We start from the raw sequence: 19,201 nt of genomic DNA, 5'->3' as shown, positions 1-19,201 counted from the left end.
CCTATAAGGAGACTTTTTTTGTGAGAAATCTTGATTGTTGCATTTGACAACAAGGATCGCTATAATAGCCCCTAAGGACAGCTAAATATCGATTGTATCCTTCGGGGCAGGGTGAAAATCCCGACCGACGGTAATAAAGCAAATGCTTTACAGCCCGTGACCCGTTAATTTATTAACGGTTGATTCAGTGAAAAGCTGAAGCCGACAGTGAAAGTCTGGATGGGAGAAGGATAAAGAAAGCTATGAACGAAAAATATTTGTTGATCATAGTTTTATTTCTGATGCAAAAAAGCCAAAGCCCCGGAATTTTTTCCGGGGCTTTCTGTATGTACATGTAGTTAATAGACCGGCATGCAGTGTTTATTAGGTGATCCCTCATCTACCTTGTATGGACCTTAAAAAGCGACGAAGGTGCTCAATCGATCACATGTCCCTAACATCGCTTTTTTATAAAGTGAGAAATACAAATGAAAAGAAAGGGAGGATCACATGTTTACGGGGATAATTGAAGAAGTTGGCACCGTACAGTCATTAAGTAAAAAGTCAGCAGATGCCATGGAAATTGTCATTAAGTGCAGCCGTGTGCTGGAAGATGTTCACCTTGGAGACAGTATTGCGATCAATGGTGTATGTCTTACAGTCACAAGCTTTACAAAAGCACAGTTCGCAGCAGATGTGATGCCAGAGACGGTCAAAGCGACATCACTGGATCAGCTGACATCAGGCAGTCCAGTGAATTTAGAGCGGGCCATGTCCTCGAATGGACGATTCGGCGGCCATTTTGTCTCAGGCCATGTTGACGGAACGGCAGTCATTACCCGAATAGAAAAGAAAAGTAATGCTATTTACTATGATTTGGAGATGGACAAGACCCTCACAGATATGCTCACGCAAAAGGGTTCGATCGCAATAGATGGTGTCAGCTTAACCATTTTCGATTTGCAAGATTCACACGTCACAGTCTCTATTATTCCTCATACGCTTGAAGGAACTATTTTCCCGACTAAATCTATGGGAGAGATTGTGAATATAGAGTGTGACATGATCGGCAAATACATTTATCGCTTTTTAACAAAAGAACAAGGCGAAAAGCAGCCATCCCGATTGACCCCATCATTTTTAAAAGAGCACGGATTCTAGGAGGCGATTGTATGTATCATTCAGTAGAAGAAGCAGTATATGCTCTAAAAGAAGGAGAAATCATTATCGTAGTGGATGATGAAGACAGAGAGAATGAAGGAGATTTTGTGGCACTTGCTGAGCATGCCACGCCTGAAGTTATTAACTTTATGGCTTTACATGGAAGAGGCCTCATTTGTACACCGGTCCATACGTCGATCGCCAAACACCTGAACCTGCATCCAATGGTAGAACAAAATACAGATGCACACCATACAGCGTTTACAGTGAGCATTGATCATGTGACAACGACGACTGGTATTAGTGCTTTTGAGCGCTCTGCGACCATGCTTGCCATGTTAAATAAAGACGCAACACCAGAAGAATTTGCCCGCCCAGGTCATGTGTTTCCGCTCATTGCAAAAGAGGGCGGTGTACTAGAAAGACCAGGTCATACAGAGGCGGCGGTAGATCTTGCGAAACTGGCAGGTTCAGAGCCAGCGGGTGTCATATGTGAAATTATGAATGTAGATGGCACAATGGCGCGCGTCCCCGAACTAAAAGAGATCCAAAAACAGCACGGTTTAAAGATGCTGACAATCGAAGCATTGCAGACCTATTTAAACAATAACGAAACAGCAACTATCGAAACAAAATAAAAATCACAAAAAAGGATGATCAACATATGAATACAATACAAGGGCATGTAGTAGCAGAAGGACTAAAATTTGCAATCGTCGTCGCGAGATTTAATGACTTTATTACAAGTAAACTGCTTGACGGAGCAGAAGATACATTGCTCAGACACGGAGCAAACGGTGACGATATTGATGTCGTGTGGGTACCGGGTGCTTTTGAAATTCCGTACATGGCAAAAAAACTAGCTGAAACAAAGAAATACGATGCCGTCATTACACTAGGAACCGTAATCCGGGGCGCAACAACTCACTACGATTATGTTTGTAATGAAGCCGCTAAAGGAATTGCTCAAAGTGCCATGTCAACAGGAGTACCGATTATCTTTGGTGTACTAACAACAGAATCCATTGAACAAGCCATCGAAAGAGCCGGCACAAAAGCTGGAAATAAAGGCAGCGAATCGGCTGCAGCTGCCATTGAAATGGCGAATCTCAATCGAACCTTTCGTTAATTTAGTGAAAAAGAGTTTAAAAACGGTATAAAAATGTTTATAATGTGTGATGAGCAAATGATTCGTGAGACATTTGCTGGACATTAGGATAATTTGAATATTGAGGGGTATATATGTTAATTCGTTATAAGAGGTCTTTTGAAAAAATTGCCATGGGGCTACTCTCCTTCATGCCGGGTGAGAAAGACGTCAAACAGCTTCAGCAGACGATGAAGTCATATGAAATGGATGAAAATCGGCAGCTGTTCCTTTGGAAAGATGGCGAGGATATCGTAGGTGCCATTGGTGTGTTGAAAACAGACGACCAAGTACAAATCGAGCATATTAGTGTGAATCCATCCCATCGAGATCAAGGAATCGGCAAGGAAATGGTTTTAGCCGTGGAAGAGGTATTCAAAACCAAAACACTCATTCCAAATGAATTAACGCAAGGCTTCTTTCATAAGTGTCACAGCGAAACAAATTAAATATCACACATGTAAAAGCAGAGGCTACAGTCCTCTGCTTTTTTTACGTTCGATCTGCTTTTTTCGTTCAAGCAATACATCTGTCCGGTCACGCAGTCTATGTTTTTCGATCAAAAATGTGTGGGATAAGTTGCTCTCCTGTCCAAAGGTCAGTCCTTCTTTTTGAGCCATTTCTTGGCATAAAGAAAGAAGCGCTTGATCTTTGATCGGGAGCAACACACTTTCGTAGGGCATGTCTTCATTCATTTTCTTCTTTAGCGTTCTCAGAAGTATGAGAAACGCCTCATCATCTAGACCGAGGTTCGCTAATACGGGCCGGTTTGCTTCCAGCAAGTGGAGGCTGTTTGAAATGAGCCGTTTTGCCCCTTTTCCATTTCCCCGTCTTTGATGATACAAAGCAACGGCAAGCTGAATGAAACCAACCCAATATTCTTTGCGCTGCTCAGGCGGGTCTTCCTTCCAATATTCCTCAAGAATTTCATGACACTCAAAATAATCCCTTGTCGTATGAAATTCATGTAAAAAAGCCACGTACGCTTCAGGATACACAGTGGTCATCTCCTTTTCCACTCTCAGTCTAACATATTGAAAAGAAAAGAAGAAAGAGCGCCCTTCGTGAAAGGACGCTCTGTTTCTTTAATAAACCCAAGCCGCGCCAACGATGATCAGCAAGATGAAAAGCACGACAATAAGCGCGAAACCTCCGCCAAAGTTATAGCCATCTCCCATAATGATACGGCCTCCTTTTTCATCAGTTCTGTTTACAATGGTATTCTATGTATAAATGCCCTGAATGGTATGGGCGAAACCACTGTTTTTCTTGTTTTGCCTAGGACATCATGGTCGAAATTATATTGGACGAGAGCTTTATCCTGTCTTATACTAAAGGTTAGCCGGTGAAACGGTACTTAGAAGACAGTAGAAATGGTGAGAAAAAAATGCTGGAATATCAGGTGAAAATAGATTCGTTTGAAGGTCCTTTGGACTTACTTTTACATTTAATCAACCGGTTGGAAATCGATATTTATGATATTCCCGTTGCTAAAATTACGGAGCAGTATTTATTATATGTCCACACAATGAGGGAGCTTGAACTTGATGTGGCAAGTGAATATTTGGTGATGGCTGCAACCCTCCTGAGTATTAAAAGCAGAATGCTCCTTCCGAAACAAGAGGAAGAGCTATTTGATGAAGACCTGCTCGAAGAGGAAGAGGACCCTCGAGAAGAGCTGATTGGCAAATTGATTGAATACCGCAAGTATAAAAATGCAGCACAAGAACTAAAGGAACGCGAGGAAGAAAGGCAAAATGCCTTTACAAAACCTCCGAGTGATTTAAGCGAATTTGCAAAAGAATCGGAAGTGAAGGACACAAACTTACATGTCACGGTGTATGATATGTTAGGTGCGTTCCAAAAGGTATTGAACCGAAAAAAAATAACGAAACCAGCACCATCTAAGATTACAAGACAAGAAATCCCGATTGAAGACAAAATGAATGAGATTATGAACCATTTAAGAAAAACGAAAAAGCGGACCAATTTCATGACTCTATTTCAACATGATCAAAAGGAGCACCTTGTCGTGACGTTTCTTGCTGTTCTCGAATTGATGAAAAGTCATCAAATCATGTTAGAGCAGGAAGGAAACTTTGAAGACATTTATATAATAGGGAGTGAAACGATTCATGACGCTTGATATCGTGAATTGGAAAGCCATCATAGAAGCGCTGCTGTATGCAGCAGGTGACGAAGGCTTAACAAAAAAACAGCTCATGTCTGTTCTTGAAGTAGAAGAGGCAGCATTACTCGACATGATGTCTGCCGTAAAGGAAGAATATCAAAAACAAGAACGAGGGATTGAGCTCATTGAATATGCAGATTCATATATGCTGCTGACGAAAAAAGAATACAGCATTTATTTGAAAAAATTAGTCGAGACCCCATCCAAAGGTTTGTCACAGGCAGCGCTTGAGGTACTCGCAATCGTTTCTTATAAACAGCCGATCACACGCAGTGAGGTAGAGGAGATCAGAGGAGTCAAATCAGAGCGGGTGCTTCATAGTTTAGTAGCCAAAGCACTGCTCTGTGAAGTAGGACGTGCCGATGGCCCGGGGCGAGCGATTCTTTATGGGACAACGCCTACCTTTTTAGAGCAGTTTGGCTTAAAGGCCTTGGATGAATTACCTCCGCTTCCAGAGAATGTGGAAGCAGATGGTGTACAAGAAGAGGCTGATCTATTTTTTGGAAACTTCAATCAAACATTCGAAGAGATAAAATAGTTCAAAAGAATGAAAAATGTATGATAAAATATAAAAAAGATTTTAGGTCTAACATCTATTGATGTCAGATAAAATGGTAATAAAGCCATGAGGGGAAGGTAAACACGAAACAAATGGCACATATGAATGTAAAGGCTCAAGTTGATCAAGCAGGCGTCTTTTTATCAAAGGTTGCAACTGAAATGAATGGTTTTCTGAACGAAGCTACCTTATCAAGCATGAAACGATTAAACCCTGAAGCGGAAGCCTATTATTGTGACATATTGAGTACATTACGGAAGCTTGCAGTGTACAGCGAGGATGCAGCGGCAGTTTGCAGGAAAATCAGCCAGCAGCAGACATTCCCGCAGCAAGCCGCGCAGCAGACGCTTCACCGTATTTATCATCAATGTATTGAAGAATTTTTTACGCCGAAAAAGGATACATGGTATGAAGACAGCCGTTCCGCGTATACAGGAAAGGGCAGCATTGTTTTCCACCATGAAGTATCCGCTGATATGAAACGATTATTTTCTTCATTAGAAAACGATTTTTTAGCGATGAGAGAAGAGCTAGAATATACGACATCTCATCAGCAAATGAAAATGGTATAGCAAGAGGAAAAAGTGTCTCTACATATAGAGACGCTTTTTTTATGGACGAGGCATCATAACTTTTTAAGGCGCGCATACACTTGTACAAAACGGACAAGGACGTGAATGAACATGCCCTATTTAAAAATTGGAACAGCAGTCCTTCTTCTATTTACACTCTTACTGCCTTTTTCCTCACATGCCAAAGCAGACATATCATTATCTGTGAGTGCAAGAAGCGCCATTTTAATAGATGGACAGTCAGGCAGAGTCCTATTTGGAAAGGACGAGCATGAAAAAAGGAGAATCGCCAGTATTACGAAAATTATGACGGCGGTATTAGCCATTGAATCAGGAAAAATGAAAGACACCGTCAAGGTATCAAAACGCGCGATTCAAGCAGAGGGCTCATCGCTCTATTTAAAAGAAGGGCAGAAGGTGAGTTTAGAAGACTTGACGTACGGGCTTATGCTGCGTTCTGGAAATGATGCAGCTGTTGCCATTGCAGAGCATGTGGGCGGCAGCTTAGAAGGATTTATTTTTATGATGAATCAAAAAGCGTCTGAACTAGGAATGGAGAATACAAATTTTCAAAATCCGCATGGACTCGATGATCATAAACATCATTATTCATCAGCGTATGACATGGCCATTTTAACAAAATATGCCATGGAGCATAAACAATATCAAAAAATTGCGGGCACGACTTTCTATAAAGCGAAAACGATGGAAGGCTATTGGAAAAATAAAAACAAGCTCCTCACTGGTTTATATCAATATTCAACTGGGGGGAAAACGGGATATACGAAGCTTGCAAAACGCACACTTGTCTCTACAGCTGCAAAAGGGGATGCGGCGCTGATCGCTGTGACCATTAATGCGCCAGATGATTGGAAGGATCATATCTCTATGTTTGAATATGCATTTGATCACTATAAAACGTACGTACTTGCTGAAAAAGGAAGACTCGCTTCGTTAAAAGGAACCTTTTACGAAAAAAAAGCATTTATCAAGCGTGATGTGGACTATTTTTTAAATGAAGATGAGAAAAAGCTAGTGGAAATTGAAACGGAAATGCTTACCCCTCAAAAGAAGTGGGAAAAAAACGCCGAAGCCATCCCGGATGTTGTAGGGAAAATGACATTTTTATTAGATGGCCAGGTGATCGAGCAAGTTCCGATTTTTTATGAAAATAAACGAAATCGAATGCCTCAAAAAAGCTTTCAAGAAATGTTTAAGTCTGTCTTTCAGACATCTATAGGCGGATCTTCATGGTCAATCTAATTTGGGTATTCCTCACTGTCATCGGTCTTGTCTATGCGATGTTCAACGGAACGATGGAGGAAGTAAACGAAGCTGTATTTAAGGGCTCAAAAGAAGCAGTTACCATTTCAATTGGTCTGATTAGTGTCCTCGTTTTTTGGCTCGGACTGATGAAGATTGCAGAAGAGGCAGGTTTGTTAAATTTCTTTAGTAAATTGTGCCGTCCCTTTATTTCAAAGCTATTTCCGGATATTCCGCCTAACCATCCCGCAATGGGGTATATTTTGTCCAACCTTATGGCGAATTTCTTTGGTCTCGGGAATGCTGCTACACCGCTTGGGATTAAGGCAATGGAGCAGATGAAAGCATTAAACGGCGGAAAAAATGAGGCAAGCCGGTCCATGATTACATTTTTAGCGGTCAACACATCCTCTATCACACTTGTGCCAACAACCGTCATTGCGATTAGAATGACCTATGGTGCAGATCAGCCAACAGACATTGTAGGCCCAACCATTTTGGCAACACTCATTTCAGGAATCGGTGCAATTCTCATTGATCGCTATTTCCACTATCGCAGAAGCAGGCGGGGGTGATCTCGTGTCATTTATTAACTGGCTGTCACTTGCTTTGATCCCACTGATCATCGCAGGAATTTTGATTGCGGGAACCATTAAAAAGGTACCGACCTATGAAACATTTGTCGAGGGCGGGAAAGAGGGGATTCAAATTGCCTTTTCAATCATTCCTTATTTAGTCGGCATGCTTGTGGCCATTACGATATTCCGTGCGTCTGGTGCGCTTGACTTTGTCATGGGACTGTTAAAACCTGTGTTTACAGCGATCGGCTTCCCGGCAGAAGTGGTGCCGCTTGCGTTTATTCGTCCGATATCTGGCACGGCCGCACTCGGGATGACATCAGACCTCATTGCGACATATGGACCAGATTCTTTTATCGGACAGCTCGCAGCTGTCATGCAAGGGTCAACAGATACCACCCTATACATTTTAACGGTCTATTTTGGAGCAGTCGGTATTAAAAAGATGGGGGATGCGCTGAAAGTAGGACTGTTAGCGGACCTCATTGGAATCATTGCATCTGTCATCATCGTCAGTTTGTTATTTAGCGGCGCCTAATGAGGCGCTTTTTTGTATTTCGTGGATGGAAAATCGCTTTTTAGCTGAAATTAGACAGACGAATCGCTTATTTTTCCACGAATGCTTGTTTGTTTTAAGTCAAGCAAGTAAGATAGTACATGAGGTGAAAGACAAATGGAACGTTTACAGAAAGTAATTGCACATGCCGGCGTCGCTTCTAGACGAAAGGCAGAAGAATTAATTAAAGAAGGACGAGTTACCGTTAATGGTCAAACAGTGACAGAGCTCGGAGTAAAAGTGGGCTCTTCAGATAAAATTGAAGTCAACGGATTAAAGCTTGAAAGAGAAGAACCGGTTTACTTTATGCTTTATAAACCGCGCGGCGTCATTTCAGCTGCTGAGGATGATAAAGGACGTAAGGTCGTCACAGATTTCTTTGATGACGTCCCGCAGCGCCTTTATCCAATCGGCCGCTTAGATTATGATACGAGCGGTTTGATTTTAATTACAAATGACGGGGAATTTGCCCATAAGCTCATGCATCCGAAATATGAAATTGATAAAACGTATGCAGCGAAGCTAAAAGGCATCCCATCAAAGGAATTGCTTAGAAAGCTAGAAAAAGGGATCATGTTAGATCATAAAAAGACAGCACGTGCTCGTGCCAAAATGCTTTCTATCGATAAACGAAAGCAGACATCTATCGTTCAATTAACCATTCATGAAGGCAGAAACAGACAAGTGCGCCGCATGTTTGAAGCGATCGGTCATGATGTGTTAAAGCTAAAAAGAGAGCAATATGCGTTCCTTCATATTGAAGGCATGAGACCAGGAGACCGCAGAGAATTGTCTCCGCATGAAGTCAAGCGCCTAAGAGCGATTGCAGATCATGGGAAAAGCGCTTTTTAATTTTCACATAAACTTCAAAAAATGAAGAAGCATCAAAAGAAGGAGAATGCTATAATTTACCTGAATGTCTATGGGGAAGGGGTACTTCAGATGAAGAAAAGACGGTTTTTCATACGGACGGGCATTCTCCTCGTGATGCTTGCTGCACTTTGTTATACGATGTATAACTCAGTATTTGCCAAACAGGATCAAGTCAAAGAAGGATCTATTGCGCCAAACTTTGTCCTTCAATCAGTGGATGGGGAACGGATTGAATTAAAGGAATTAAAAGGCAAAGGCGTCTTCCTTAATTTTTGGGGGACCTGGTGTGGTCCGTGTAAACAAGAATTTCCTTACATGGCAAATCAATATGAAGTATTCAAGGATCGCGGTGTGGAAATTGTTGCAGTCAATGTTGGGGAATCCAATATTGCCGTGAAAAATTTTATGGAAACCTATGGCGTGAATTTTCCTGTTGCGATGGACAAAGATCGTCAAGTGACAGAGGCATATGATATTACGCCGCTGCCAACCACATTTTTAATTAATCCTGAAGGCAAGGTAATCAAAGTCATAAAGGGAACCATGACAGAACGTAATGTCTATGAATATATGAATTTGATTAAACCAAAGGGGTCATAGAATGAAAGAGGTAAAGTGCGAGTGTGGACATATTAATCCAATCGGTACTGTTTTATGTGAATCATGCGGGAATCCAATTGCAGCTATAGAGAAAAACTCTTCAAAGCTGCTTGATATGAGATATGACGGCAGTGCAAGACGCTCGCAAACATACAACAAAACGATTGTGGATAAAGTATGGAACTTTTTTTCTTCCGTTAAAGTGGGTGTGTGGCTGATTGTTATTACACTGCTTGCTTCCTCACTAGGAACCATTTTTCCGCAGGAGCGGTTTATTCCGCCAGGTGCATCTGCTTCCACCTATTATGAAGAGCAATATGGGTCGTTTGGTAAGCTGTATTACATACTTGGATTCCATGATCTTTATAATTCTTGGTGGTTTTTAGCTTTAGTCGCATCAATCGGAATCTCCCTTGTCATTTGCAGTCTCGACCGGGTCATTCCTCTTTATCGGGCACTTAAAAATCAAGGGGTTATCAAAAAAGAAGGCTTTATGAGAAGACAGCGTCTGTTCAGTGAAACAGACAAAACGTTAGATCAGCATACATATGAAGGCATCATAAGAGCAATGAAACAAAAGCGTTACCGCGTGCGAGAAGAAAACGGACATATTTTAGCTGAAAAAGGCCGCTTTTCACGCTGGGGGCCTTACGTCAATCACATTGGATTAATCATCTTTCTCATTGGATCGATGCTCCGGTTTGTCCCGGGCATGTATGTGGATGAAACGCTCTGGGTCAGAGAAGGGGAAACGGCCCCAATCCCAGGCACAGATGGTCAATACTTCTTGAAAAATAATGCGTTTTCAATTGACCGCTATGAAACTGGAAATGAAAAAGAAGTGTTTGAGAATGCGATTGAAAGAGCTGGCGACGGTCAAGTGGTGAAAAGTTATAAAACCGATGCCACTTTATACAAACGTGAAGGGGAAGTTGTTTTTGGTGAAAAGCCCAAGCTGAAGCAGGTAACAGAACACGATATCAAAGTGAACGAACCGCTCAAGTTTGATCATTTCTCATTATATCAAGTGGATTTTAAACAAAATGAACTCGATCAAATGGTCTTTCAGCTGATTCGTAAAGATACAGAAAAATCTTTCGGAACAGTGAAGATTAATCTGCTGGAGCCTAAGTCAGAATATGATCTTGGTAGCGGTTACAAAGTCAAAGTGATGAGCTATCTCCCTGATTTTTATTTTGACGATGATGGAACGCCGAGTACGAAAACAAGGAATCCAAATAATCCTGCTTTCGTGTTTGAAATGATTTCTCCTGAAAAGCCTAAAGGTGAAAAAAGTTTTGTGGCGATTCAAGAGACAGTAGAAGGCTCTGATAACAACATATATAAGATGAAGTTTGATCGAGTGGAAACGAAAAACGTCACGGGATTGACGGTTAGAAAAGATTTAACTCTCGGGGTGCTCATCGTAGGCGGGATTATCTTCATGATTGGTGTCGTGCAGGGGATGTATTGGCAGCATAGAAGAATTTGGCTGTCTGCAAAGGATGGAAAAGTATTTGTGGCAGGACACACAAACAAAAACTGGTTCGGCTTAAAGTCTGATCTCAACGTGTTACTAAGTGACAGTGGCATCAAACAGCCAGTTGATCAAAAAGAACTGCCTGATACAACAAGTATCAGCAAAAGCAAGGGGGAAGGATTAGATGGCAGCAGTCAGTGAAAACCTGTTATTTGCAGCTTTTCTATTGTATTTAGCGGCAGTTCCTTTTTTTGGTGGTGCCATTAAAGGAAAAAAGAAAGTTGATGGACCGCGCAGGAATAAGGCGGCACTTATCGGCATTACGCTCACCATCATCGGTTTTTTAAGTCAATTTGGCTATTTTATTTCAAGATGGATGGCGTCTGGTCATGCACCAGTCAGTAATTTGTTTGAATTCACAACCGCTTTTGGCATGATGCTTGTGCTCGCATTCATCATTTTATATTTTGTGTATCAAGTGTCTGTACTTGGTTTATTTACACTTCCAATCGCTTTATTGATTATTGCCTATGCAAGTATGTTCCCATCAGATATTTCACCGCTGATTCCTTCACTACAAAGTAATTGGCTTTATATTCACGTGACAACAGCAGCACTTGGGCAAGCCATTTTAGCGATCAGCTTTGTGGCAGGTGTCATCTTCTTATTAAAGCATGTCGACCAAACAAAGCCAGGGAAGAAGACATTTGGTTTAGAGCTCGTCATGTTTATGATTGTCGTCACACTTGCATTTATCGCTGTCACGTCCATCTTTAGAATGACAGGATACGAGGCGAAATTTAATTGGGTCGATAAAAATAAAGAGGAAAGTGTGATGGTCTATGAGCTGCCAGCTCTAGTTGGACCTCATAAAGGAGAGCTTGTGACGCAAGATCGTTTGGAACCATTTGTTGATTTGCCGCCTGTTTTTTCAGGAAGAAAGGTCAATACGGTGTTATGGTCATTCGGCACGGGGCTGATCTTGTATGGACTGATTCGGTTGATCATTCGCAAACGACTCAGCGCTCTGCTTCAACCGCTTGTGAAGCAGGTGAACCTAGATTTAGTCGATGAAATTGGATACAGGGCTGTTTCCATTGGTTTCCCTGTATTTGCGTTAGGCGGGCTGATTTTTGCAATGATCTGGGCGCAAATTGCCTGGACTCGGTTCTGGGGCTGGGACCCGAAGGAAGTATGGGCATTGATTACGTTTCTCTTTTATGCAGCCTACCTTCATCTTCGCTTATCAAGGGGCTGGCATGGCGAAAAGTCCGCTTGGTTAGCTGTCATCGGATTCGCCATCATTATGTTTAATCTCATCTTTGTCAATCTTGTGATTGCAGGGCTTCATTCTTACGCGTAATCACATGAAAAAGGCCAACTTTTATGAATCGATTCGGCTTTTTGTTAAAATGAATGTAACAACGGAGAAAGCAGGAGGATTGTCTAATGGAACACACAACTCAAACGAAAATATTAGTCGTAGATGATGAGGCAAGAATTCGCCGCCTTTTAAAAATGTATTTAGAACGTGAAAATTATGAAATCGATGAAGCAGAAAATGGAGATGAGGCGATTCAAAAAGGACTCCAAACAGATTATGACCTCATTTTACTCGATTTAATGATGCCTGGGACAGATGGAATCGAAGTGTGTAATCAAATTCGAGACAAAAAAGCGACTCCAATCATTATGCTGACGGCAAAAGGAGAAGAAGCCAACCGCGTCCAAGGGTTTGAGGCAGGAACGGATGACTATATCGTAAAACCTTTTAGCCCGCGTGAAGTTGTTTTACGTGTGAAGGCATTGCTCAGAAGATCTTCTCAAACGTCTTATCTCAATACTGGGACAACAACAAAAGATGTACTTGTGTTTTCTCATCTTTCAATTGACCACGATGCGCATAGAGTGACGGCTGATGGCAAAGAAGTCAGTCTCACGCCGAAGGAATATGAGCTTTTATATTTCCTTGCGAAAACACCGGATAAGGTTTATGACAGAGAGAAGCTGTTAAAAGAAGTATGGCAGTATGAATTCTTTGGAGACTTGAGAACAGTCGATACCCACGTCAAACGACTTCGCGAAAAGCTGAATAAAGTGTCACCAGAAGCTGCGAAAAAAATCGTGACGGTATGGGGTGTCGGGTACAAATTTGAGGTCGGCGCTGAATGAAACTGTGGAAAAGTGTCGTTGGAAAGCTATGGTTAACCATTCTCTTCCTCGTCCTGATCGTTTTATCTATTTTAACCGTGCTTCTTTTAGAGTTCATTGAGAATTACCATGTAGAAGAAGCAAAGTCAGATTTAACTCAAATGGCAAACAAAGTAGCGGTCATTTTAGAAAGCCATGAGGATCAATCGCTCGCAAGGTCGATTACATCAGAGCTTGCTGACAAATTGACGAGTATTGCGATTATCCAAGAGGACGGGCTAGAGTGGTATTCGTCTGAAAAAGACGGGAAGCTTCCTGCGATTACAAAGAAACAAATTGAAGCGGACAGTGATTTAAATCAAGCACTAAAAGATCGTAAAAAAATCAGTAAACGTGCAGAACCAAATGCAGGCAATCAGAAAGATGAACGAATTGTCGTCGGTGTTCCATTTGAGGCAAACGGAAAAAAAGGCATGGTCTTTCTTTCTCAATCATTACTCGCTGTAGAACAAACAACGAAACATACGACGCGTTATATCTTCTTAGCAGCCGGAATTGCCATTGTTCTGACCACTATCTTCGCTTTCTTCTTATCAACACGTGTCACCTATCCTCTCAGAAAGATGAGAGAGGGAGCACAGGATTTGGCGAAGGGGAAATTTGATACAAAGATTCCTATATTAACGCAAGACGAAATTGGAGAATTGGCCATCGCCTTTAATCAAATGGGCAAGCAGCTTAAATTCCATATCACAGCCTTAAATCAAGAAAAAGAACATTTGTCCAACATTTTAAGCAGTATGGCCGATGGTGTCATCACCATCAATATTGATGGAACGATTCTCATGACGAATCCTCCTGCAGAACGATTCTTGCAGGCATGGTATTACGAGCAAAATATGAAGATCAAAGATGGAGATGAACTGCCACCAGAAGCGAGAGAACTGTTTCATACAGCCGTCAGCACAGAAAAAGAGCAAATGATCGAAGTCACGCTGCAAGGACGTACTTGGGTTCTTCTCATGTCTCCGCTTTATAATCAGCAGGATGTCAGGGGAGCAGTTGCGGTCCTTCGTGATATGACAGAGGAACGAAGACTTGATAAGCTGAGAAAAGACTTCATTGCCAATGTCAGTCATGAACTTCGTACACCAATTGCCATGCTTCAAGGGTATAGTGAGGCGATTGTAGATGATATTGCAGGCTCAGAAGAGGAAAAGAAAGAGATTGCGCAAATTATCTACGACGAATCACTTCGAATGGGACGTCTTGTGAATGACCTTCTAGATCTAGCGAGAATGGAAGCGGGCCATATTACACTTAATCTTGAATCGACAGATACAGAAGAGTTAACCGAGAAGATTTACCGCAAGTTTCTCGGTATTGCGAAAGAAAAACAAGTTGATCTCACATATGACATTCAAGTGGATGAACCGCACTTTGTACTCGATCCGGATAAGATTGAGCAGGTGTTTACGAATCTCATTGATAACGCCATTCGTCATACACCAGAGGGCGGAGAGGTTCACTTCTCGGTTCAATCGGTGGAAAGCGGTCTGAAAATGGATGTAAAAGATTCGGGAAGCGGAATCCCGGAAGAGGATCTGCCATTTATTTTCGAACGTTTCTATAAAGCGGATAAGGCAAGAACAAGAGGGCGTTCTGGTACTGGGCTTGGTCTTGCGATTGTGAAGAACATCGTAGAGGCGCATCAAGGCTCCATTCATGCACATAGCAAAGCGGGTACAGGTACACACTTTACCTTTTATATTCCGAGAAAAAAGCAGGAACTCGTCTAATCCTGACGAAGAATCTTGTTACATGAGAAACACTTCTTTTCTAAAAAAAGAAGTGTTTTTTTATTTTCATATTTTTAAGGAGAAGTTAAACAAAAAGCCCTTCCCAAATTGTCGAACTTGTAATATATTTGTCATAAAGTTGTAATGTAACGTTTTGTAAGAGTCAATCGACAAAAATAAGTGAACGGAGGGGTTTCCTATGCATGAAACCTTTCAAAAAATATATGATTCGTACCATCAAGATTTGTACCAGTTTTTATTTTATATGGTTAAAGATAAAAATCAGGCAGAGGATCTCGTTCAGGAGGTTTACATCCGGGTACTTCACTCATATAAAACTTTTGAAGGAAGAAGCAGCGAGAAAACATGGCTGTTTTCAATTGCGAGGCATGTGGCGATTGATTGGTTTCGCAAACAGCAAACCATTAGACAACGGGTACTCGGCACGTTTGATTGGGATAAGCAGGATGTAAAGGACCCAGACTTGCTCCCAGACGAACTGGCTGTACAGGATGAAAATGTAAAAGAAATCTATGCCGCACTTGATCATTGCACGATTGATCAACGAGCTGTCATCATTTTAAGATTTATCCAGGGCTACTCAATCATGGAGACGGCAAAGGCGCTAAAGTTCTCGGAAAGCAAAGTCAAAACAACGCAGCACCGAGGCCTGAAAGTGCTCCGAAAACATATGGAGCTTTTGAAGGAGGAGCTAGTGAATGAAAACGAACAGGTCCGATTGGAGCGAAGAACGAATCAAGGTGTTACTAAGTCAGCTTCCAAAGGTGGAGGACAACCGTTCATCTAAGCAGATATACCAGCAGATGCTGATGGCAAGCGGGCAGAAAAAGAAAAGTGCCAAATGGATCGGTCCAGCGGTCGCAACCGTTGTGGTTTTATTTATGGCGTTTTTGATTTCTCCTCATTTATTTCAGCCGGCTGCTCAAGATCATCATAAGCAAGTGGAAACAAGTGCTGACAAAAGTCAGGTGAACGCCACATTAGAGGCGGTCAAACAGACTGATGGGCCCTCACACGTTGTTTCTCGTAAGCAGCAGCAAAAGTATATGACCATTGCATACATAGATGAATCAACCTCTCAGGTAGTTCCAATTAGCATTGAAAAAGAGGATGAGTATGATCATTTGCAGGAAATGATGAACACATATGAGCAGGTGCAGCTGCCTGAAATGACAAAACCTCTTCAATCTTATATTGATATGGTAGATCTTCGAGAAAAAGGAGATACACTCATCTTTCAGTTAAAAAATGATTTGTCCCTCGATACGTTAAAAGAAGCCAACCGGTTTAAAGATATGGTAAAAGAAACGCTAAAATGGAGTAAGTATAAGCAGGTACAGGTCAAGACATCCAAAGGTTCTCAACTTCAATTAGGAGCAAATGGCCGCATTGGAACAATGTCGATTGAGAAACAAACAAAGCACGCTTATTATATTTTAGACAACAAAAGCGGGACTTTTTTAGTGCCTTCAAAAACCCATTATTCTTCGTATGAAGATGCGGTAGAGGCCATGAAGCGGACAAGTGATGCCGGACTTGATCCATTAATTAAAGATGAATCGATTAAAGAAGTGACGACTAAAGGAAAACATGTGACTATCACATTTGGAGCATCAGCGCAATTATCGGACTCAAATGATCATATTCTACTCATTGAAGGTCTGCTGCTCTCAGCGAAAGATTTTGGTTTTACAGAGGTCACCATTCAACAGGCGGGGGCAGATCAAGTTGGTCCATATGAATTAGAAGAACCCATAGAGGTGCCGGCTCTGCCGAATCCAGTTGTTATAAGAGACCGTTAAAGGACGCAAGAAATTGCGTTCTTTTTTGATGTATAGAAAATAGCTTCCTTGCTGTATACTAAGCTGTCATAAAAAGAACCTCAAAGAAGGGGAGTCACTGATGAAAAGGTATTGCTTCATATGTGCCAGCTGTTTTTTGCTGTTGATCTTTTCGCCTTTTGCTCATGCACAGAAAACAAGCGAATGGGTGGAGCCGATAAAAGGAGAAGTCACGGATTTGTTTGGGACAAGAGGTGGCTCGCACAAGGGATTAGATATAGCTGCGCCTGAAGGAGAATCCATATTTGCTGCAAGTGAAGGTGTGGTCTCGCGTTCGTATGTATCTGCTACATATGGAGAGGTTGTGTTTATCCAGCATCCAAATGGATATGAAACCGTCTATGCACATTTACACGAGCGTTTTGTTAAAAAAGGTGACCATGTAGAAGCAGGGCAGCCGATCGGCATTATCGGCAACACAGGGGCTTCTAGAGGCACTCATTTGCATTTTGAGGTGCACAAGGGTAATTGGTCAGTCAGTAAAGAAGATGCGGTAGATCCACTCACAATCATTGCGATGGATCGTTTCCAAGAGCCGGCTCTTCATGTAAACGGGCAAGAAAAAAATACATATCTCATTAAACAAGGAGATACCCTTTGGTCGATTGCAAAGGCGCACGAGATGACTGTGGAACAATTGAAAAAAATCAATGAGCTTACTACTCATCTCATCCGAACGGGAGACCGTTTAATGATTTCAACAAAATAAACCTCATGCAAATGCATGAGGTTTAACATTATTTTTTATAGGTCGATCAGACGGACAGAAAGTATATCTTGCACTTCGGTTAATTCTTTGACAATTTCGTCCTCAAGATGTTTGTCGAAAGAAAGCATCATGATGGCTTCGCCGCCTTTTTCTTTACGTCCTACTTGCATTGTCGCAATGTTGACATCATGGTCGCCTAATATTTGTCCAACCTTTCCAATCACACCAGGTGCATCTGTATGCTGGATGTAGACAAGGTGTCCATCTGGATAAAAATCAATATTAAATCCATTAATGGAAACAACGCGTTCTCCTAAATGCGGGATGTAGGTTGCTTTTAGAGTAAAGGTTGAAAGGTCACCTTTGACTTCAATAGAAATGCTGTTTTCGTAACCAGATTCGCTGGAAGAAATTTTTTCACTAAAGCTAATGCCGCGTTCTTTTGCCACCATCCCAGCATTTACTTCATTTACAGTCGAATCGACGCGTTCTTTTAAAAAGCCTGACAGGAGACTTTTTGTAATAAAGGAGGTTTCGAGTTTTGAAATAGAGCCTTCGTAAGAGATGCTTACTTCTTTTACAGGTTCTCTCATTGATTGAGAGACAAGACGTCCGAGCTTTCCTGCAAACTGATGATAAGGCTGAATCTTTTTGAACTCGTCTTTTGTCATCGCTGGTAGATTAATAGATGACATGACAGGGAGTCCTTTTGCAAATTGAAGTACTTCTTCAGAAACTTGCGCCGCTACATTTAATTGTGCTTCCTTTGTCGATGCGCCAAGATGCGGAGTCGCAATGACGAGCGGATGGTCTACAAGCGGATTATCAGTAGGAGGTTCTACCTCAAATACATCGAGTGCAGCTCCTGCAACATGGCCGTTTTCAAGCGCTTCAAGAAGGTCACGCTCGTCAATAATACCGCCGCGCGCACAGTTCACTAGGCGAACGCCTTTTTTTGTTTTTGCAATTGTTTCTTTATTGAGAAGCCCTCTTGTTTCTTTTGTTAATGGGGTATGTACAGTGATAATATCTGATACTTCGAGTACTTCATCAAGTGACTTGGCATTGACACCAATTTTTTCTGCACGTTCTTTTGTGAGAAATGGATCAAATACGTTTACCGTCATGCCAAATGCTCTTGCACGCTGGGCGATTTCGCTTCCGATTCTGCCAAGTCCAACAATCCCAAGAGATTTTCCATAAAGCTCAGCACCAACATATGCGCCTCTGTTCCATTCTTTTGATTTCACAGAAATATTGGCTTGTGGAATATGACGCATGAGCGAAGAGATCATGGCAAATGTATGCTCAGCTGTGGAGATCGTATTACCGTTTGGTGCATTGATGACAATGACGCCATGCTTGGTCGCTTCATCAATATCAATATTGTCTACTCCCACACCGGCACGGCCGACAATTTTTAATGAAGACATTTTTTCATAAAGCTCTTTGGTCACTTTCGTAGCACTTCTGACAAGTAAGGCATCAAATGTGTGTAATTCATCTTCTGCTTCTGTTACATTTTTTTGGACAATTTCAACAAAATCTGATTCTAAAAGTGGTAAAAGACCATCATTGCTCATTTTATCTGAGACTAATACTCGAAACATCGTAAGATTTCCTCCTAAAATAAACGTCATAAATATCTGATAATTTACCATATTCCTTTTCACTGTGTCAATCAAATTAAAGCAGTAAAGCGAAAAAGAAAACACGAACAT

The 19,201-nt window shown here is 41.6% G+C and carries 21 protein-coding genes, 1 pseudogene and 1 riboswitch; of the genes and pseudogenes, 19 read left to right on the top strand and 3 right to left on the bottom strand.

Annotated features, from left to right (window positions below):
- Window positions 1-93: 93 nt before the first annotated feature.
- Window positions 94-235, top strand: a riboswitch (FMN riboswitch).
- Between the two features lie 254 nt (window positions 236-489).
- The 4 genes and pseudogenes from ribE (at window position 490) to C6Y06_RS09880 (ending at window position 2,736) form a co-directional block, all read left to right on the top strand.
- Window positions 490-1,140, top strand: coding sequence for a riboflavin synthase (ribE, locus tag C6Y06_RS09895; protein ID WP_060596762.1), 651 nt, complete (start codon window positions 490-492; stop codon window positions 1,138-1,140).
- A gap of 11 nt (window positions 1,141-1,151) precedes the next feature.
- Window positions 1,152-1,757, top strand: a pseudogene (gene ribB / locus C6Y06_RS09890) (3,4-dihydroxy-2-butanone-4-phosphate synthase); the annotation flags it as partial.
- Window positions 1,758-1,804: 47 nt separating this feature from the next.
- Window positions 1,805-2,269: a 6,7-dimethyl-8-ribityllumazine synthase gene (ribH, locus tag C6Y06_RS09885; protein ID WP_060596841.1), complete on the top strand. Its 465-nt coding sequence runs from the start codon at window positions 1,805-1,807 to the stop codon at window positions 2,267-2,269.
- A gap of 113 nt (window positions 2,270-2,382) precedes the next feature.
- A complete protein-coding gene (locus tag C6Y06_RS09880) occupies window positions 2,383-2,736 on the top strand; it encodes a GNAT family N-acetyltransferase (RefSeq protein WP_003215830.1) in 354 nt (117 codons plus the stop codon).
- A 24-nt stretch (window positions 2,737-2,760) separates the two neighbouring features.
- On the opposite strand, the gene C6Y06_RS09875 is transcribed toward C6Y06_RS09880, so the two are convergent.
- Both C6Y06_RS09875 and C6Y06_RS09870 read right to left on the bottom strand, forming a co-directional pair.
- Window positions 2,761-3,285 carry a DUF309 domain-containing protein gene (locus tag C6Y06_RS09875; protein WP_034661127.1) on the bottom strand — a complete coding sequence of 175 codons (525 nt, stop codon included), beginning with the start codon at window positions 3,283-3,285 and terminating at the stop codon, window positions 2,761-2,763.
- An 87-nt stretch (window positions 3,286-3,372) separates the two neighbouring features.
- Window positions 3,373-3,465: a YjcZ family sporulation protein gene (locus C6Y06_RS09870; RefSeq protein WP_012010430.1), complete on the bottom strand. Its 93-nt coding sequence runs from the start codon at window positions 3,463-3,465 to the stop codon at window positions 3,373-3,375.
- Window positions 3,466-3,674: 209 nt separating this feature from the next.
- Here C6Y06_RS09870 and C6Y06_RS09865 point away from each other — a divergent pair, with 209 nt between their 5' ends.
- From C6Y06_RS09865 to C6Y06_RS09795, 15 genes are all read left to right on the top strand, one after another.
- The gene (locus tag C6Y06_RS09865; protein WP_034661986.1) at window positions 3,675-4,433 is read left to right on the top strand and encodes a segregation/condensation protein A; all 759 of its coding nucleotides are present in this window, start codon (window positions 3,675-3,677) and stop codon (window positions 4,431-4,433) included.
- Window positions 4,423-5,016, top strand: a complete 594-nt coding sequence (scpB, locus tag C6Y06_RS09860) for an SMC-Scp complex subunit ScpB (RefSeq protein WP_106036833.1) — start codon at window positions 4,423-4,425, stop codon at window positions 5,014-5,016. The genes C6Y06_RS09865 and scpB overlap by 11 nt, the downstream gene beginning before the upstream one ends.
- 113 nt (window positions 5,017-5,129) lie before the next feature.
- Entirely contained in the window at window positions 5,130-5,609 is a 480-nt protein-coding gene (locus C6Y06_RS09855; protein WP_034661124.1) for a YpuI family protein, read from the top strand.
- A 111-nt stretch (window positions 5,610-5,720) separates the two neighbouring features.
- On the top strand, window positions 5,721-6,872 hold the full coding sequence (locus tag C6Y06_RS09850; protein ID WP_060596760.1) for a D-alanyl-D-alanine carboxypeptidase family protein: 1,152 nt from the start codon (window positions 5,721-5,723) through the stop codon (window positions 6,870-6,872).
- Window positions 6,860-7,447, top strand: a complete 588-nt coding sequence (locus C6Y06_RS09845; protein ID WP_012010425.1) for a nucleoside recognition domain-containing protein — start codon at window positions 6,860-6,862, stop codon at window positions 7,445-7,447. The genes C6Y06_RS09850 and C6Y06_RS09845 overlap by 13 nt, the downstream gene beginning before the upstream one ends.
- Before the next feature lie 4 nt (window positions 7,448-7,451).
- Entirely contained in the window at window positions 7,452-7,988 is a 537-nt protein-coding gene (locus tag C6Y06_RS09840) for a spore maturation protein (protein ID WP_003216139.1), read from the top strand.
- Between the two features lie 135 nt (window positions 7,989-8,123).
- On the top strand, window positions 8,124-8,858 hold the full coding sequence (rluB, locus tag C6Y06_RS09835; protein ID WP_034661122.1) for a 23S rRNA pseudouridine(2605) synthase RluB: 735 nt from the start codon (window positions 8,124-8,126) through the stop codon (window positions 8,856-8,858).
- 90 nt (window positions 8,859-8,948) lie between these two features.
- Window positions 8,949-9,479, top strand: coding sequence for a thiol-disulfide oxidoreductase ResA (resA, locus tag C6Y06_RS09830; RefSeq protein WP_060596759.1), 531 nt, complete (start codon window positions 8,949-8,951; stop codon window positions 9,477-9,479).
- A 1-nt stretch (window position 9,480) separates the two neighbouring features.
- Window positions 9,481-11,160, top strand: a complete 1,680-nt coding sequence (gene resB, locus C6Y06_RS09825; RefSeq protein ID WP_060596758.1) for a cytochrome c biogenesis protein ResB — start codon at window positions 9,481-9,483, stop codon at window positions 11,158-11,160.
- The gene (gene ccsB / locus C6Y06_RS09820; protein ID WP_050943828.1) at window positions 11,144-12,322 is read left to right on the top strand and encodes a c-type cytochrome biogenesis protein CcsB; all 1,179 of its coding nucleotides are present in this window, start codon (window positions 11,144-11,146) and stop codon (window positions 12,320-12,322) included. Before resB ends, ccsB begins: the two co-directional genes overlap by 17 nt.
- Before the next feature lie 86 nt (window positions 12,323-12,408).
- The gene (locus tag C6Y06_RS09815; protein ID WP_003215596.1) at window positions 12,409-13,131 is read left to right on the top strand and encodes a response regulator transcription factor; all 723 of its coding nucleotides are present in this window, start codon (window positions 12,409-12,411) and stop codon (window positions 13,129-13,131) included.
- Window positions 13,128-14,909, top strand: a complete 1,782-nt coding sequence (locus C6Y06_RS09810) for an ATP-binding protein (protein WP_060596757.1) — start codon at window positions 13,128-13,130, stop codon at window positions 14,907-14,909. The genes C6Y06_RS09815 and C6Y06_RS09810 overlap by 4 nt, the downstream gene beginning before the upstream one ends.
- A gap of 199 nt (window positions 14,910-15,108) precedes the next feature.
- Complete coding sequence (sigX, locus tag C6Y06_RS09805; protein WP_034318821.1) at window positions 15,109-15,717, top strand: RNA polymerase sigma factor SigX; 609 nt, start codon at window positions 15,109-15,111, stop codon at window positions 15,715-15,717.
- Window positions 15,629-16,732, top strand: coding sequence for a sigma X negative regulator (locus C6Y06_RS09800; RefSeq protein ID WP_106031048.1), 1,104 nt, complete (start codon window positions 15,629-15,631; stop codon window positions 16,730-16,732). Before sigX ends, C6Y06_RS09800 begins: the two co-directional genes overlap by 89 nt.
- A gap of 100 nt (window positions 16,733-16,832) precedes the next feature.
- On the top strand, window positions 16,833-17,480 hold the full coding sequence (locus C6Y06_RS09795) for a M23 family metallopeptidase (RefSeq protein ID WP_034661114.1): 648 nt from the start codon (window positions 16,833-16,835) through the stop codon (window positions 17,478-17,480).
- Window positions 17,481-17,515: 35 nt separating this feature from the next.
- Here the strand turns inward: C6Y06_RS09795 and serA are convergent, their stop codons facing one another.
- Window positions 17,516-19,090 (bottom strand): phosphoglycerate dehydrogenase, encoded by a 1,575-nt coding sequence (gene serA / locus C6Y06_RS09790; RefSeq protein ID WP_106036832.1) that lies wholly within the window; start codon window positions 19,088-19,090, stop codon window positions 17,516-17,518.
- Window positions 19,091-19,201 lie beyond the last annotated feature (111 nt).

The sequence above is a fragment of the Bacillus sp. MZGC1 genome (assembly GCF_002998605.1).
In the GTDB taxonomy this organism is placed as follows: Bacteria; Bacillota; Bacilli; order Bacillales; family Bacillaceae; genus Bacillus.
This window is presented reverse-complemented; position numbering and strand designations above follow the sequence as displayed.